We start from the raw sequence: 16,783 nt of genomic DNA, 5'->3' as shown, positions 1-16,783 counted from the left end.
AGCTCCTTTTTTTAGGTAGTTAATCGTTATTTTTCAAACAAATAGGTTTGGACTTTTGCGTGTTTTAATATCGTTTGTTTCTCGTTTGATTTGCTTTCATCCAAGTGGCGTTCCTTGCCTTGGAAAAATTCTGGAATAGTGAGTTCTTTTTGTAAATATGGATTGAAAAAGCGCGTAATGAAGGCATCGCTGTCTTCGGCTTTTTTCACTGCACTAATAATCGCTCCGTCTATTGTCGGAAGTCCAAGGCTATATGTCGCATCCAGCGTTTTTTCTTCGTCGCGGTAAACATAAATTAAGCGGCCGTTTAGGAAATCTGACATTTGGTAAACTGGTGGGTTCGATAAGTATTCTTTTGCTTTTTTCGCGATTTCCGCTTCGTCAAAAGAGCTTTCGAATAAAGTTAGCGCGAATGTTGCGTTGATTTCGCCAAGTAGTTGCGCGTCTGGTGTCGCAACGATTGATTCACCGGAAGCTCGACCTGGACGATATAGTAAATCGGTTTTACCCATGTGGCTAAATGTGCGGAACAGAGTTAGCGAAATCGTATCGTAATTTTCACCAATGATTTCATATTCGCGCACGCCTTCTGTCATTACAGCAACCCCATGCGACTCATCGTGCAAGCTGACAAAACTTTGCATTGCTTCAATCGAAATTGGCGCTTCTTGCCATTCTTCCGCTTCCCATACATCCATTTCTGGAAGGCGAACCGGACGCTGGATTGGCGCGAATAATTGGTCAGCTGTCGAGAATTTGCTAGCAATTTCGGTTGCGAAAGTGACGCATAAACGATGACTCAATACTCGGTTAGCAATTTGTACATCGAAACGAATGAGTTCTTCGTTTTTACGTAAAGAAATTACCGTTTTGATAGTCATTTCGTTATTTTTTTCACCATTTGCGCGTTCTTCTAAATTATACGGTACATTTAACTTGAAGGAAATAGTTAATGCTTGGTTGACGCTTGATATGCTGGACTCTATGCTTTCCACAACTGCTTCTTTTGATGAAATTACAAGGTCTTTACGTGGCGGAGAATAGTTGTAGGAATCGCCATCGTCGCCATTTTCCACAAAAATCATTTGATTGGTGTAGGTTCTGCCCGCTTTTTTATCATGAATCGTTAGTGAATTGTTGGCTGCTAGCTGGATTTCATAAAATTCATTTTCGATTTTTGTCGCGGCGGATTGTTTCGGTTCTTGCTCTGGTGTTTCGTTTTCTAAATTAAAGTAGATGGTGTCGTATCCTAGTGCTGGCAGGTTATTTACGTTTACTAGCATCGTCGCTAAAAAGACTTTTTCAGGTAAATAAACGGGTCTACTTGGGTTTAGATCGATATGTTGATTCAAGACGTATTCGGTTAGGTCTGTTTTTTCTAGAATTGTGTATTCAAGCGTGTTTCCTTGCGTATCTTCTACTGTGAAATTATCTTCTGGAATGTATGCAGTCATTTTGATAACGCCACTTTTTTCGTATGGAAGTGGGTTGAAAACGGTAAATTGGAACGGTTGTTTTTGCTCGATTTTTTCGCTAATTAGGCGCATGTTTAAATCGAGTAAATTGGTCGCTAAATCCGAAGCCAATTTGTAACGATGTTTGACGTCGCGGTTGGTCGTATCACTATTACAGCCACCAATGCTATCGTGTGCAGCATTTTCAAACATCAACTTCCAAATTTCTGCGAGTTCATTATGCGGATAGCGGTTGCCAAGTGAGTAGCTGATTGAAAGAACTGGCTCCAGCACATTGCTTAAAAAGTTTTCAATTTGATTGTTCGCTTGTTTTAAATCAGCTCGGGTAGAGAAAATCGATTTGTGCAAGCGACTATGTTTTCCTTCTGTTAATTCGCCGGCAATGACTGGTAAATCGGTCACATCTTTTTCTAAATCCGCGAAAAATGTTTCTGGTGAAGCGATTTGGTATTCCCGTGTGCTATCTAATTCATTAAATTTCGCAACCAATTCCGGCAAATTTTTTCTGACTGGCGCTTGGTCTAAGCCATTAGGGAAATAAACATTTGGCGTTGAAGCTTTTTCTTCTAAAGCACCAATTTGTTCATCCAAATACGTTTTAAGTTCGGCTTCATTTTCTGGAATGTTCGCTCCGTAGTAATAGCCGAATGGAATTTGTTCCGCTAGCATTTCTGTGCCATCATCACCGCGCCAGATAAATTCGGTTTGCTTCAAGCGATTATCAGCAACCCCACGCCAAAACAGAAACTTCGAGATACCAAATTCTTTATAAATTTGCGGCATATTCCCGCCTTGCCCGAATGCATCCGGGACATAACCAACAGCCATGCTATGTCCCATTTCGCGTGCGATTCTCGTTCCATAAAGCAAGTTTCTAACAATCGATTCTTGTGAAATGACTAATTGATCCGTTTGTGTATACCAAGGCCCTGTAATAAGCCGTTTTTCAGCAATCAATTTTTCTAATCTCGTTTTATCTTCCGGGCAGTAGCGCAAATAATCTTCTATTAAAGAACTTTGAGCATCCATTAAGTAAAAATGGTAATCGTCTTTCGCTTCTAAAGTTTCAATTACTTCTTTTAAATGCTTCACTAAATAGATTGTGGAACGGCTTGAAGTAAAATACCATTCTCTATCCCAATGTGAATGCGGAATTACATGTACTTTCGTTTTAGTCATTTTCATTAAATCCTCCAACTATTATTTAATCTCTATTTCGTCAAAACTAATATCGATATCGTCAATAGCATCGTCTGCAGCTGCTGTTTCTTCTTCTGTGAAATTGACGAATAAGTTCGCGCAAATTCCGATAATAAATGCACCAACTAGACCACCAACTAAGTAAGCCCAGCCGTTACCAATGGTGAAGAAACCATACATACCACCGATTGGCGGCATTTTCACATAAGCGCCAAGTCCCATTGTTACGGCACTACCAATCGCACAGGCAATCACATTTAGCGGAATTAATTTACCAGGGCTACGTAGTGTAAATGGAATCGCACCTTCCGTGACCCCAATTAGTCCCATAATTAGCGCACCATTTCCAGCTTCTTTAAAGGTAGTAGAATAATTCTTTTTGCGTAAAAGAGTTGCGATTCCGTAGCCTAGTGGCGGAATACAAATTGCGACGTTAATCATGATCGAAGGTAGGTAAATCCCGCTCATAAATAGCGCATTCCCAGCCATCCAAGCAGCTTTGTTTACAGGCCCACCAAGGTCAAATCCAATCATTGCTCCTAAAATAAGTGCTAGAATAATAACGTTTGTATCGTTTTTACACATTTCTGTTACCCAATCAAGTAATGTTTGGTTTAACCATCCAAGCGGTCCGCCGAGAATTAGTGACATCAGTATCCCTGTGGCACCAACCGTGATAAGTGGCAAAATAATTAGTGGTAAAGAACTAGCAGCTGGTCCAGTGATACGAACATGTTTTTTCACCCAGTTTGTTAACCAACCGGCGAAGAAACCAGCGACCACAGCACCTAAGAAACCAGCATTTGTACTAGTAGCAAGGACCCCACCGACAAAACCAGCAGCAAGCGCCGGTTTTCCAGCGATTGAATAAGCAATATATCCAGCGAGTACTAAGTTAAGTAAGCCAATTGCCGCCCAACCTACATTTTGAAATAAATAAACGTAATGATAAAATCCGCTTGCATCAGCGTAAGCGTCTAGATTTGTAACCCCGCCAATAATCCCAATCAATTTCGCAACCGCTACAACAAGTGACCCTGCAATAATGACCGGTAGTGCATACGATATTCCCGACATTAAATGGTCTTTTGCTTCGTTTAATTTCCCTTTCATGACTTAATTAGCCTCCTTTTGTTTGCGTGCTTCAATTGCTGCAACTACTTTACTTAACACCGCTTCCCCGTTCGCAACACATTGACCAATTTTCACACGAACGACTGGTTTTCCTTTGAAACGATCTTCCCCGTCGATTACTTTATCCGCCGCGATGATAACTACATCTGCCGCACTCACTTCAGCTGGCGTGATTTCATCGATTGTTCCCATTGCACCTTGTTGTTCAATTTTGACATCGTGACCTAATTTTACTCCCGCTTTTTCTAATGCCTTTGCTGCCATTGGTGTGTGCGCAAGTCCTGCGATACATGACGTAACTCCTACAACTTTCATATCAATTCTCCTTCCAAATTATCTTTCAAGTAATCCATCAGTTCGTGTTCCGTTTTGATCGTTAAAATTTGTTCTTGAAACGTTTCTTCTAGTAAATTCACAGCCACACTAGATAAAATTTTCAGATGTTGCTGGCTGGCTTCACTCGCTGGAACTAATATTGCAAAAATGGCTTGTGCCTTAAAACCCTCTTTTGACTCCCAATCAATCGGTTCAACGAGACGAATGAAAAGCAGTTTCGCTTCCGATATTGCCTCCGTCTTCGCATGTGGAATAGCGATTAATTGTTGTACAGCTGTTGCGTATTCTTTTTCGCGAGCCCATAAATCACGCTCTACTTGTGCCGAATTCGTCGTGATACCGATCTCAGCCGCCTTGTCTGCAATAAAAGCTAGCACTTCTTCTTTTGTGCTTAGATGCTGATTTAAAAATAATTGTTCTTCTGATACTATCATTTCGTCACCCCGTATTTTTTCAATGCCTTGCTTACAATTACATTCTAATGAAACCGATTACTTTTTTGAACATAAGGAATTTCCAGTTAAAGTGGAAAAAGTTTAATTTACGTAGAAAAAAGCCATAAACAAAGCGTTTTCAGCTTCATTTATGGCTTTTCTAAAGGATTTATTTTTCGATATTTAGTTCTTTTTGATATTTGGCAAAAAGTGATTCGAACTCTGCTTTGTTGAAATCGTATGTTTTTCCTTCCGCGCTCGCTTGTAATTTCTTCAAGCAAATATGCCAACCGGAAATATCTCTCGGGCTGTGTTCGGTGATTGCAGTGAGCTGTTCTGTGAACGTTAGATTCGTTTTATTCGCCTCAGTGGCATTCAGTTCAAAGGCAACCTCATCTTGATCCCACTCGAAAGCAAGTTTCTGGTTATGTTCAAATGCGCGAATTGGCATCTTTATTTTTTCTTCAGGTGTCATAACAAAAAGTAAATGTCCACCCGCGCCGAGCTCGCCTATTTCAAGTTCATCAAACCATTTTGCCAAGCCTTCATTTGTTGTTAATAATTCGAAAACTGTTGCAACCGCTGCGCTTATTTCTAGTTTAAATTCCACTACCGCACCGCCAGCATTTTGCTTCGTGATTGATTCATCCATCAAAATCCCTCCCGCTAATTTGCTTTTATTTTCGCATAAATTGGTCGTTCTCGCAAAAACTAGGATTGATTTAATGTTCAACAACCACTCTTTCATATAAGTCTTCCAATTCAGAATAACTAAGTTCTCTTAATCTGTGTCGTTCCACGTTGGTCACAAGGCTGACAATTTCAACTAAAACCCAAGTATCGTCCGCTTGTTGTTCTATTTCCAATCAAAACGCCTCCTTTAGTTAATCTGCTCGCAACGCATCTATTGGCATTTTTTTCGAGGCTTTGCGTGCTGGAACTACGCCAAACACCACGCCAATAAACATCGAAAAACCAACTGCTAAAAGAATCGTCGCGGCAGAAACGTGCATTTCAAAACTAGATACGGCCGTAACTATTTGCGCAGAAAAAACGCCTAATAAAATCCCGATGCCGCCACCTAACAAACTAAGTACAATCGCTTCAATCAAAAACTGCATTAAAATATCGCCGGGACCTGCACCAATCGCCTTTCGAATCCCAATTTCACGGGTCCGTTCCGAAACAGAAACGAGCATAATATTCATAATTCCAATCCCGCCAACGAGTAGCGAAATCCCAGCAATCGCCCCAAGTCCAATCGTAAGCGTACTCGTAATACTATCAAATGTATCCAGCGCCTGTTGTTGATTCACCACCGTATACGCATCCTTATTATTCGGAAAAAGTTGACTCATTTTCTGCTCTATTCGCTTAACTGCCGCCGGAACCTGCTCCGTATTATTCGTTTGAACATAATATAAATCTACAGAATCCGTTTTAAAAAGTCGTTCAGCGGAAGTAATTGGGATAAACAGTTTTTCGTCTGCTGATCCAAAGAGACTCTCGCCTTTTTCTTCCAAAACACCAATGACCATATATCTGGCACCAGCGATTTGCAGATGCTTTCCGACCGGATTTTGATTTTTGAAATAGGTTTTGGCAATTTCAGAACCAATAACTGTTACCTTCTGGGCATAACGAACATCGACATTCGAGCAAAATCGACCTGATGCAACTTCCAAATTCTTGATGCTGGCATAATCTTCCGTTATTCCAGTCACTTGATTGCTCGCAGTTTTGTCACTTGTTCTAACTTCCTTTGTTTGCATCACTTCCGGCGAGCCAATTTCAGCTCCATTTAAAAGACTTTTCGCGTCTTTATAAGTGAATTTGTCGTTAGGATTATCTGAATAAAAGCTAACCGAAACCAGGTTGCTCCCCATATCGCCTAATTGGGTAGCGACATTTTTCGATATCGCCTCACCAATCGAAACAAGCAGTATAACCGAAAAAACACCAATAATAATTCCGAGCATCGTTAAAAATGTGCGAAATTTGGCGGATAATAGTTGTTTTAATGCTAATTTCACACTCTGAAAAAGGCTCATAATTCATTCCATTCACGGAGTTTTCCGTCTTTTATTTCTATGATTCGTTCGGCTTGTTCGGCGATTTCTTTATCATGTGTAATCATAACTAATGTATTTCCTTCTCTATGAATTTCTTTGAGTAACTTCATTACTTCTTCTCCGGTTTTTGAATCTAGCGCTCCTGTTGGTTCATCTGCTAGTAATATTTCTGGACTTCCGGCAATGGCTCGAGCGATAGCGATACGTTGCTGTTGCCCTCCTGAAAGTTGCGCGGGTAAATGTTTCGCTTTATCTAATAAACCAACCCGCTCCAAACTTTTTGCTACTACTTTTTTTCGGGTAGTTTTACGGACGCCTCGATAGACTAGCGGCAATTCGACATTTTCAAAAGCAGTGAGCCGTGGCATTAAATTAAATTGCTGAAAAATAAAACCGATTTTTTTATTTCTAATTTTAGCTATTTTTTTGTCGGATATTCGCATTAGGTTTACTTTGTTGAGATAGTATTCGCCTAAAGTTGCTTTATCAAGGATACCAAGGATGTTCATTAATGTTGATTTACCAGAGCCAGATGGTCCGATAATCGCCAAAAATTCGCCTTGTTGGATTTGAAGCGATACGTTATCTAAAGCTTTGACAGTATTTTCTCCCATTTGATAGGATTTTGAAATGTTGAATAGTTGGATCATGTTGTGTTCGCCTCCATCTAAGGAATAATCACAAGTTGCCCTGCAGTAAGTCCTTTTACTACTTGGATAGATTTGGTATTATGTTTGCCCGTTTCAATCCAAACTTGCTTCTTTTGTTTATCGGCGTCTACGATATAGATGTAATTTTTGTCTGATTTATCCGTGTGGACCGCTTCAATTGGGATTGTTAGGACATTTTTTTCTAGCGCTACAAGCACGTCTGCACTAATGGACATATTTTCTTTTAAATTAGTTTCATTTTCCAGATTAATAGTTACTGCGTAGGAAGTTACAGACCCGTTTATGACTCCTTTTTCGTTGATATCAGCTATTTTTCCTTTATAAACTTTATCATTTACTGCTTCGACATGTACGTTAGCTGTTTGTTTTTCTTTTATTTGATTGATTTCTAGTTCGTCTACCATAATTCGGGCCGCAAAATCTTCATATTCAGGCCATTCATTTTCTTTTTTTACGACGTGTCCTTCTGCAGAAACATAGACACTTAAATCTGCCATTTTCGCCTCGACTGTTTTGTAGTCAATGGTTTGCGGCGTTTTTTGTTCCTTTTCTTTTATAAAATAATAGCCAACTGATGCGCCAATGATAATCAGTATGATAACCCAGCTTATTTTTTTCAATAGTTAAAAACCTCTCTTTAAAAAGCAATTAAGATCATTGCGTTCATAATGTGTTGAAAACATTTTTTTAGTTGTTCGTAATCCCATGATTTTAAAATAGCAATCATGTGTGCTAATTCTTCAGAAATTCGATCACTTGCCGAAACAATAATCAGCCGTACTTCTTTTGTTGCATTATCATTTATTTCATTCCATAAATCTTGTATGACTCTATTAAAATAATCATTATTCAATTTGCCAATAAACGCACAGATAAAATCTTCAAAAGCACCTCGCATTAATTCGTATTCTCGATTTTTCTCATATTGAATGACGCTCTCAGCTATTTCTATGATGTCATCTACTACAATATAATCTTCCCGTAAGACTAATTTTTCCGTGCTTTCATACATTAAAAGTTCGACTAATTTCATCCGTGAAAAAAACTCTGTAATCGTTACTTCTGTGTTTTGAACGAACGCACCACGGTTGTATTGATGAACTAAAAAACCGGAATGGCACAGGTTGATAATCGCCCGCCTAATCGGTGTTCTGCTCATATTTAATTCTTGGGATAATTTCGCTTCTACTACACGATACCCTGTTGGATACTCACCCGTTGTGATTTTGTTCTTGATGTACTCAAAAGCTACATTTTCCAATCGGTCACCTTTAGCAATTTTCGGCATAACTGATTCCCCTCTCCCTATGTAAAACTTCTTAAAAACAGCTTTATAATGCCATTTTATCATCTAGTTAATGAAAAGAGTATCAAACTTAAAATACTCTTTTCATCCATGATAATTTATCTATTTACTTTTTTGCGATACGTGGTAATGCCGACTGTAGCTAAGCCAAGTCCAGCAAGAACTACCCAAACCATCGAGTTGTCACCCGTTTTTGGTATTTTGCTTGCTTTTACATTCGCTGCTTCTGCATTTCCAGCAGCTTGTTTAGGCTTTGTAGGATCGCTTGGTGTTCCACTTTGAATCAGTTTGATCGGCTCTATAATAAGCGTTAAATCTTGTGTTACAGTCACTTTAATTGTAAGCGTTGCTGATAAGTTACCAGAATCTGTTACAGTATACGTGACTTGATAAATACCTTTTTTCGTATTATTCACTGTGTCTTTTGTTATTTTTATTTTTGCTGTTAGGTCGCCGTCTTCTTTATCCGTTGCTGTTACACCTTTTAACGAATTAAATAGGTCGCCTACTTTGATTGTTTGATCTTTGGCATTGATGACTGGAGCTGTATTTATTGCTGTAGCCTCTTTAGTTACGGTTACTTTGATGCTTTTTAGCGTTGTGATTTCGCTTGAGTTTGTTACTTTGTAATCCACATCATATTCGCCACTTTTAGTCGTATCGACGGTATTTTTTGTCACTTGGATAGCACTTGTAATATCACCATCTTTTTTATCCGTTGCAGTTACGTCATTTAGAGGATTAAACGTTTCATTTTGTTTGATTGTTTTATCTTCTGCATTAATAACTGGGGCCGTTAGGGCTTCTGCAGGTGTTTCGTCTGTCACAGTGATGTTTTTCCAAATTAGCGACATTTCTGGCGTTGTTGGTAAAACGGATCCTGCACCCGCGAACACGCCGATGTCTGCTTTTGTATCTTCATTTGCTGTAAATTCGAATGTATGTGTGAAAACTTTACTATCATCATTTGCTACGTCCACTACGTTATCTTGCGTACGAGTTACGGCGTTATTGTTAAGTGCTACACCGGAAGAGTTTGGTACAAATAGTCCCGCTTTGGCGGATTGTCCTGTAATTGTATCTGTGATTGTCATGTCCACATTTGCTTCATAAGCTACTTTGTATTTGTACGTTTTGCCTTTTTCAAGTTGAACATTTTCATAACCAACAAAGTAAAAACCACCTCGTACATCTTTGTATGTCAAACTGCTTTCTGAAGTGTTTGCTGCTTTTGCAATGATACCTGGGGTAAAGTTAAAAACAACCATAGATAGTAGCGCAACTGTTGTAATAATCGCGATTATTTTTTTCATGGATTTAAAATCCTCCTCTTTTACATCTTTAATTAGAAAATAGGGTTAAGAAAGTCTTAACCCTATATTTCAGCGTATTCTACTTGGTAATCAACCAAAGATTCCTTTGATTAGATTGTTTAGGATTTCAGTTACATCTGGGAAACGTAAAGCGCCAGAAAGGTTAGTTAATAATTGTAGGAAGAAATTCATCTTTAGTAGCCTCCTTTCCTATTTTTAATTTTTTTAAAATCAACCGAAGATTCCTTTGATTAGGTTGTTTAAGATTTCTGTTACGTCTGGGAAATTAAAAGCTCCCGAAAAATTACCTAATAATTGTAGAAAGAAATTCATGAGTAGTGGCCTCCTTTACGTATTATTTTGTTAGAATCAACCAAAAATAGCTTTGATTAGGCTGTTTAGTACTCCTGTTACGTCTGGGAAATTTAATGCTCCAGAGAAGTTTCCTAATAATTGTAAAAAGAAATTCATCGTTTTCACCTCGCAATACTATGTAGTTGGGACTGTCATCCAAAGTTAATTATAGCTGATAAAACCGCCATTTATAGCGCTTTCAAACTTTAAAAACATTGCCTCCAAAACAGTATCCCATGTCGTTTTTACTGTTGTTCAGATTGGCATATTCGAAGACAATTATCAGAAAAATGTTTATTTTTAGTTGTCAAGTAAGCAGCTTTTGACACATTTTCGCTACATTTATTTATGTCCCTTGACCAAACCATTGGTAAATAAGGACTTTTCAAAAACGTCTTTAGTAATTTAGTACAAAATCAGACTTTCGCTAATAAAAAATACAATCGCAAACATGAAAAAGTACCTTAGCAACATTCACTAAGGTACTTTGATGATTTTTATCGCAAAACTGGACAAAGCCACATAACATGAGATAATAGTAAAAAATGCTTTGGTTAGGAGCGAAAAGATAGCATGACAAAAATTGGTTTTATTGGCGCAGGAAATATGGGTACAGCAATGATTCGAGGACTGGCAACAGCTAACTTAATAGCGAGAGAAAACATTATCGTTTGCGGTCGGAACATCGAAAAACTAAAGCCGCTCGAAACGGAATTTAATGGTCTAATGCTCACAACGGATACTGGAAAACTCGTAGAACAAGCAGATATTATCATTTTATCGGTTAAACCTTATACTATTCCAGAAATTTTAACAGCAGTAAAAGATAAGTTAACACCAGATAAAATCGTTATTTCTGTGGCAGCGGGCACTACGATTCAAGATTTAGAAGCCTTAACTTCTGCGGATACGAAAATTGTTCGAGTAATGCCAAATACACCAGCACTTGTTGGCGAGGCGATGTCTTCCATTTCACCAAACGCGAATGTAACGCAACAAGAAATCGATGATGTTGTTGCCATTTTTGCTAGTTTTGGAGAGGCAGAAGTCGTGTCCGAAAACTTAATGGATGCAGTTATCGGTGTCAGTGGTTCTTCGCCAGCCTATGTTTATATGTTCATAGAGGCTTTAGCAGACGGCGCAGTACTAAATGGCATGCCACGTGATAAAGCTTATAAATTCGCCGCACAAGCCGTCCTAGGCGCTGCAAAAATGGTTTTAGAAACTGGCGAACATCCAGGGAAACTTAAAGATATGGTTACTTCTCCCGGCGGAACAACGATTGAAGCGGTGAAATCATTAGAAGATAATGGCTTCCGCTCTGCCGTAATTAATGCCGTCCAAGCTGCTGCTAAGAAAAATAGTTCTATGTAATTTTAAAGATATTTAACGAAAAAATACTTTTCTTCGCCTTTAAGTGGGAAATCTTGAATTCGACCAAGCTCGGTAAAACCACATTTTTTATAAAAATCTGGGGCTTGGTAACTGAATGTAGTTAGGGAGATATGGTGGCAGTTATTTGCTCTACCATATCTTTCTATTTGTTCCATTAAAGCTGTTCCGACGCCTGTTCCTTGTGTACTTTTATCGACGGAAAGAAGGGAAACATGTAATTCTCCGTAGCTGATTTTAGCTGTTACCCCACCAACTATTTCCCCGGATTCGTTTAGTGCGGCAAAGCCAATATGTACGGTATCTCTTTTTGGGATATCGTACCCTAGCCGTTCTTTATGCTCCAAAAGTCCTTCAATTACGCGTGACTCTAATTCTTCAAGTGGCATTTCTTTAATTGTATAATCCATTTTCCAGTTCCTCCTTCATACAAAAAAGCATCACTAGAAAGTGACGCTTGGTGGGATTATTTTAAGTTTGATACACGACCATAGCCGGCGATGTATTTTTTCCAATAGCCAGATGTGATGGTGTCATATTTTACGCCGTTATTTTGGGCATTAAGCATTTTGCCATTGCCAACATAGATGCCAACGTGTGCAATGCCTCTACCATAGTTAAAGAAAATCAAATCACCATTTTTTAGTTCATTGGCTTTAATTTTCTTTGCAGCGGCATATTGTTGTTTGGCTGTTCTTGGAAGTGATTTTTTAATGGCTTTCGAGTAGACATATTGTGTAAAACCGGAGCAGTCGAAGCAGCTTGGGCCAGTTGCGCCAATTTTGTAGCGTTTGCCAAGGTGTTTTCTTGCTTCGTTATTTAATGCGGCAAAACTTTGCGTTGTTGCAACAGGTGCTTTATATGTAGTTACACATTTACCTGAAACATACCCTACTTTACCGTTATATGTTATTTTATACCAGTTATTGTTCGTCTTTGCAGTGAAAGTAACTGTTGTGCCTTTTTTGTATAATCCGATGACTTTGCCATTTGTATTATCTGCTGTGCGAATATTTACATCAGCCGTTATCGTCATTTTATATGTTGTTGCTGCTGATGCGTTAGTTGTTGGTAAGAATAGTACTGAAAAAGAAATCATTAAAGCTATAAACGCAAAAAAAAATCTTTCTTCTCGTTGCTATTATTTTCAATCCACGCACCCCTTTTTTATATACACACAGCATATCAGGTCAATGTTACAGTTGTACTACAGGGATTTTAAAACTTGGCGTTATTATGTAACAGTTCCACCACAGCAACAAAAAGACCCAAGAAACTCGTTCTCGGGCCAACTGTTATAAATGATTTTTCCGTAAAGAAACTGGCTTATCAAGGATTTCTTTCGTAATTATCGCTTCTTGTAATCTGCCGCGTAATTTACGGGCTTTTTTAGGATGATTACTTGTGCTTTTAATTAGTTTTTTTCCTTTGGCCACATTGGATTCTCGGCGGATATCACGTAGCATTTTTTCTTGAGTTGCCTTTTGTTCGGCAATAACTTTATCTTGTTCTTTATTTTGTGTAAAAGTACCTTGTGATACTTTGCGTTTTGCTGGTTTTTTGGTAGTTTGCGTATGGCTTGCTTGATGAGTCGTGCGCAATTTCGGTCTTTGTTGTGGCGCTTTTTCCTCTTCTTCCCCTTTACCGGCTTTACTAAGGAAATTGATAAGGACACCAACTATACCAAGAACGACTAAGACACTCTCCCAACCACTATTCAGAAAATCACTTAAATCCATTGAAAACACCTTCTTTCTTGCAAAAGATCAAGGTTTATTTTTCGTCTTCGTGTGCAATCGATTCACGCATAGCTGTATCTGATTGTACATTTTCCATTTTGTAGTAATCCATTACGCCTAGGTTACCTTCTTCTAAAGCGCGAGAAAGCGCACGTGGAACTTCTGCTTCTGCGGCTACTACGGCTGCTCTGTTTTCTTGTTCTAGGGCAATCGCTTCTGCTTTACGTTTCGATGCAGCTGCTTGAGCAACTTCCATGTCAGCGTTGGCTTTTTCGATGTCTAGTTTTGCTTTAATGTTGTCCCCGATACGCATTTCGGCGATATCAATGGATAAAATTGTATAAGCTGTTCCATCTCCAAGTCCTTGTTCTTGGACTTTTTTCGAAATGCTGTTTGGGTTTTCTAGTACGTCTGTATGTTCTTTTGTTTCACCGACTGTAGATACTACGGCTTCACCGACACGGGCGATAACTGTATCTTCACCGGCACCACCGACGATACGTTCAATGTTCGATTGTACAGTAATTTGTGTGATAACTTTTACTTCTACCCCGTTTTGCGCCACACCAGTGAATTCAGGTGTACGAATAACTTTTGGTGTTACGGAAGTTTGTACTGCTTCCAGTACGTCACGTCCAGCAAGGTCAATTGCTGCTGCACGGCTGAAATCTAATTCAATATTTGCGCGGTGTGCGGCGATTAACGCATCAACTGTGTTATCCACGTCCCCACCAGCTAAATAGTGGCTTTCAAGTTGGTTTACTTCTAAGTCTAATCCTGCTTTTACTGCTTTAATTAACGGTTTTACAACGCGAGAAGGTACAACGCGACGTAATCTCATCCCGATTAAAGTTCCTAGTCCCACTGGTACACGTGCGGATAATGCACTAATCCATAACCCCACTGGTACTAAAGTGAAAAATACGATTAAAAAGATGATAATCAATACTGCGATAATAATTGGTCCAATCATTGTCATTTTTCTCCCTCCTGTATATCTTCATTGACTAGTACGTACCCGAAATCGATACCTACTGCAATTATTGGTTTTCCCACTTCTAAATAACCTGTTTTCAAGCGAGCTTCATAGACTTCTCCGTCTATTCTGACACTACCGATTGGTTTAAGTGTCGTTTGTGCCACACCTTTTTTACCTACTACTTTGTCTCGTAGCGCTTTCATTCTTTCTACTTCTTTGTCCTCTAAAACCCCCCGATGCACGAGTCCCCATGATTCTCCATAAACAAAGTCATCTTCTGTAAAATTATGCTTCAAACTAGTCACCTTCTTTAGGAACTTTTTTAAATTTTTACTTTCTCCTATAATAACCATAACATGAAAGAAACCTTATGTAAAAAGCTTTTAGCAAGAATTATGTAAATTTTTTCACTTTTATAGAAAACTATATAATAGAAGAAACAAAATTTTGGAATAGGGTATTTTTTTACGCCTTATTTAAGTCCCAATTAATCGGTGTTCTTCCGTTTCCCTCCAGAAATTGATTCGTTTTTGAAAATGGTTTGCTTCCGAAAAAGCCTCGACTTGCGGCAAGTGGAGATGGGTGGACGCCTTTGATGAGTAAATGTTTTGGGTTGGTGATACCAGTTGCGGCTTTTATAGCGTGATTTCCCCACAAAATAAATACGAGTGGTTTGTCGTAATTATTCAATTCTTCTAACACATGGTCTGTGAATGTTGCCCAGCCTAGCTTTTTATGACTGCCAGCTTTGCCTTCTTCCACGCTCCAACTTGTGTTCATCAAAAGCACACCTTGCTCTGCCCATTTTGCAAGATAGCCGTGGTCAGCTGGTTCAATATCTAAGTCTGTTTTTAATTCTTTATAAATATTACGAAGACTTGGCGGAATTCGCACCCCTTTTTGCACGGAGAAGCTTAGGCCATGCGCTTGTCCAGGACCATGATACGGGTCTTGTCCTAAAATAACGACTTTCACTTGATCATACGGACATAAGCGGAAACACGAAAACATATCTTCCTCTGACGGATACACATTACCTTTTGCTCTCGCGTCCTCAACTGCTTCCATTAATTCTATAAAATAAGGCTGTTTTGCTTCTTGTTTTAAAAATTCTTCCCATGTTTTTACCATTTTTAATTCTCCCATCTCAGTAGTTCCATGATTTTGTCCTTCCATTATACTTTTCACGGCGAGCAACTGTCAAAAGGCAGGCGAATTCACGTGGTATACTTGAAAAAAGAAATAATAATGGGGTGAGATTGTGGCGGAAAGAAAAGTTTCTTGGCTAGAACTATTTTTTGATTTAATATTCGTAACTGCTGTGGCTTCAACGACCCATTTATTACTTAGCGTCGATAATCATCCAGATAAAACAGCTGTTTATTTTGGTGAGTATTTATTGATGGTGACGCCGATGTTTTGGGCGTGGGTTGGGCAAACAATGTTTTTCAATCGCTTTGGGGAAAAAATCAAACTACCTGAACTTTATATGTTACCTCAGATGTTTTTCTTGATTTTGATGACGGCGAGTTTTGATTTAACGTTTTCGAATACGTATTATACTTTTTTGATTGGTTATTTAGGAATTCGGCTGATTACGGTTATTCAGTATTTTGTGATTAGTAGGCAGTTGACGGGAAATGCGCAGAAAGTGGCGCTGCTTCTTGGTAGTGTTTTTCTACTTGGGGTTTTGACTACGGCGACTTCGGTGTTTTTTGAAGGGTTTGCGCGTTATTTAGTGATGTATCTTGGGATTGCTGTTGATATTATTTTACCGATATTCTTGGCTAACACGTTGCGGAAAGTTCCGGTAGATTTTCCGCATTTAGCTGAGCGTTTTGGCTTGTTTGTTATTATTACTTTTGGTGAAAGTATTGTTGCGATTACGACCATTTTAGTTGGGCATACGCTTGATTTATATACGATTGGGTATACGCTGCTTGGCTTTTTAATTATTTGTACGCTTTGGGCTTCGTATTTTTATAGCTTTGAGAAAATTGTTGATCATCATAAGGAGACGCACGGGCAGTTTTTGATTTACGGGCATTTCTTTATTATTGTTTCGGTAATGTTGCTTGCTGTGAATTTGCATTTGTTATTTGAGGGGCATTTGCAGCGAGACGTGTTGTTGTTGATGTTGTTTGGTTCCGTGGCTGTATTTTTCGTCTCGAAGCAATTTGTGTTCGCTACTCATAAAAAGGCCGAAGTGACATTTTCTTTTTGGAAAGATGCGTTGTTATTAGGGCTATTGGTCGGGTTGTTTTTTGTTAATTTGTGTAGTAGTTTGCCGCTGTTTGTGAGTTTTGTGAGCATTTTGGTTTGTGCGCTAGTGGATCTTGTTTTGCAGTTTGGGACTTCGCGGTCAGCGCGAATGTAAA

The 16,783-nt window shown here is 38.9% G+C and carries 18 protein-coding genes and 1 pseudogene; 2 read left to right on the top strand and 17 right to left on the bottom strand.

What is annotated here, in order from left to right; translation table 11 throughout:
- Positions 1-26 precede the first annotated feature (26 nt).
- The 11 genes from mngB to HCB49_RS00720 all read right to left on the bottom strand — a co-directional run bounded on the left by mngB (position 27) and on the right by HCB49_RS00720 (position 9,941).
- Positions 27-2,654 (bottom strand): mannosylglycerate hydrolase, encoded by a 2,628-nt coding sequence (gene mngB / locus HCB49_RS00770; RefSeq protein ID WP_185603811.1) that lies wholly within the window; start codon positions 2,652-2,654, stop codon positions 27-29.
- 21 nt (positions 2,655-2,675) lie between these two features.
- Positions 2,676-3,788, bottom strand: a complete 1,113-nt coding sequence (locus HCB49_RS00765; RefSeq protein ID WP_061105414.1) for a PTS fructose transporter subunit IIC — start codon at positions 3,786-3,788, stop codon at positions 2,676-2,678.
- A gap of 3 nt (positions 3,789-3,791) precedes the next feature.
- Complete coding sequence (locus HCB49_RS00760; RefSeq protein WP_003729043.1) at positions 3,792-4,124, bottom strand: PTS fructose transporter subunit IIB; 333 nt, start codon at positions 4,122-4,124, stop codon at positions 3,792-3,794.
- The gene (locus HCB49_RS00755) at positions 4,121-4,579 is read right to left on the bottom strand and encodes a PTS sugar transporter subunit IIA (RefSeq protein WP_008946816.1); all 459 of its coding nucleotides are present in this window, start codon (positions 4,577-4,579) and stop codon (positions 4,121-4,123) included. The genes HCB49_RS00760 and HCB49_RS00755 overlap by 4 nt, the downstream gene beginning before the upstream one ends.
- A gap of 169 nt (positions 4,580-4,748) precedes the next feature.
- A complete protein-coding gene (locus HCB49_RS00750; RefSeq protein ID WP_185603810.1) occupies positions 4,749-5,231 on the bottom strand; it encodes an SRPBCC family protein in 483 nt (160 codons plus the stop codon).
- Between the two features lie 70 nt (positions 5,232-5,301).
- Positions 5,302-5,445 carry a BH0509 family protein gene (locus tag HCB49_RS00745; protein ID WP_003735555.1) on the bottom strand — a complete coding sequence of 48 codons (144 nt, stop codon included), beginning with the start codon at positions 5,443-5,445 and terminating at the stop codon, positions 5,302-5,304.
- An 18-nt stretch (positions 5,446-5,463) separates the two neighbouring features.
- Complete coding sequence (locus HCB49_RS00740) at positions 5,464-6,630, bottom strand: ABC transporter permease (RefSeq protein WP_185603809.1); 1,167 nt, start codon at positions 6,628-6,630, stop codon at positions 5,464-5,466.
- Positions 6,627-7,301 (bottom strand): ABC transporter ATP-binding protein, encoded by a 675-nt coding sequence (locus tag HCB49_RS00735; RefSeq protein WP_185603808.1) that lies wholly within the window; start codon positions 7,299-7,301, stop codon positions 6,627-6,629. The genes HCB49_RS00740 and HCB49_RS00735 overlap by 4 nt, the downstream gene beginning before the upstream one ends.
- Positions 7,302-7,318: 17 nt before the next feature.
- Positions 7,319-7,918: an efflux RND transporter periplasmic adaptor subunit gene (locus HCB49_RS00730; RefSeq protein ID WP_185604484.1), complete on the bottom strand. Its 600-nt coding sequence runs from the start codon at positions 7,916-7,918 to the stop codon at positions 7,319-7,321.
- A 41-nt stretch (positions 7,919-7,959) separates the two neighbouring features.
- Positions 7,960-8,610 carry a GntR family transcriptional regulator gene (locus HCB49_RS00725; protein ID WP_185603807.1) on the bottom strand — a complete coding sequence of 217 codons (651 nt, stop codon included), beginning with the start codon at positions 8,608-8,610 and terminating at the stop codon, positions 7,960-7,962.
- 116 nt (positions 8,611-8,726) lie between these two features.
- Entirely contained in the window at positions 8,727-9,941 is a 1,215-nt protein-coding gene (locus tag HCB49_RS00720) for an LPXTG cell wall anchor domain-containing protein (protein WP_185603806.1), read from the bottom strand.
- A 927-nt stretch (positions 9,942-10,868) separates the two neighbouring features.
- Between HCB49_RS00720 and proC the strand changes: the two genes are divergently transcribed.
- Positions 10,869-11,669: a pyrroline-5-carboxylate reductase gene (gene proC / locus HCB49_RS00715; RefSeq protein ID WP_185603805.1), complete on the top strand. Its 801-nt coding sequence runs from the start codon at positions 10,869-10,871 to the stop codon at positions 11,667-11,669.
- Positions 11,670-11,671: 2 nt separating this feature from the next.
- On the opposite strand, the gene HCB49_RS00710 is transcribed toward proC, so the two are convergent.
- The 6 genes and pseudogenes from HCB49_RS00710 to HCB49_RS00685 form a co-directional block, all read right to left on the bottom strand.
- Positions 11,672-12,097 carry a GNAT family N-acetyltransferase gene (locus HCB49_RS00710; RefSeq protein ID WP_185603804.1) on the bottom strand — a complete coding sequence of 142 codons (426 nt, stop codon included), beginning with the start codon at positions 12,095-12,097 and terminating at the stop codon, positions 11,672-11,674.
- A 56-nt stretch (positions 12,098-12,153) separates the two neighbouring features.
- Positions 12,154-12,838, bottom strand: a pseudogene (locus tag HCB49_RS00705) (NlpC/P60 family protein).
- Between the two features lie 144 nt (positions 12,839-12,982).
- Positions 12,983-13,426: a hypothetical protein gene (locus HCB49_RS00700; RefSeq protein ID WP_185603803.1), complete on the bottom strand. Its 444-nt coding sequence runs from the start codon at positions 13,424-13,426 to the stop codon at positions 12,983-12,985.
- 34 nt (positions 13,427-13,460) lie between these two features.
- Positions 13,461-14,405 (bottom strand): flotillin-like protein FloA, encoded by a 945-nt coding sequence (gene floA, locus HCB49_RS00695; protein ID WP_008946803.1) that lies wholly within the window; start codon positions 14,403-14,405, stop codon positions 13,461-13,463.
- Positions 14,402-14,701 (bottom strand): NfeD family protein, encoded by a 300-nt coding sequence (locus HCB49_RS00690; protein WP_003741454.1) that lies wholly within the window; start codon positions 14,699-14,701, stop codon positions 14,402-14,404. Before HCB49_RS00690 ends, floA begins: the two co-directional genes overlap by 4 nt.
- A gap of 169 nt (positions 14,702-14,870) precedes the next feature.
- Positions 14,871-15,536 carry a uracil-DNA glycosylase gene (locus tag HCB49_RS00685; protein WP_185603802.1) on the bottom strand — a complete coding sequence of 222 codons (666 nt, stop codon included), beginning with the start codon at positions 15,534-15,536 and terminating at the stop codon, positions 14,871-14,873.
- 130 nt (positions 15,537-15,666) lie between these two features.
- Between HCB49_RS00685 and HCB49_RS00680 the strand changes: the two genes are divergently transcribed.
- Complete coding sequence (locus tag HCB49_RS00680; protein WP_185603801.1) at positions 15,667-16,782, top strand: low temperature requirement protein A; 1,116 nt, start codon at positions 15,667-15,669, stop codon at positions 16,780-16,782.
- Position 16,783 lies beyond the last annotated feature (1 nt).

The organism is Listeria cossartiae subsp. cayugensis (assembly GCF_014229095.1).
Taxonomy (GTDB): Bacteria; Bacillota; Bacilli; order Lactobacillales; family Listeriaceae; genus Listeria; species Listeria cayugensis.
Note: the sequence above shows the minus strand (reverse complement) of the source record. Positions and strands in the feature narration are given on the sequence as shown.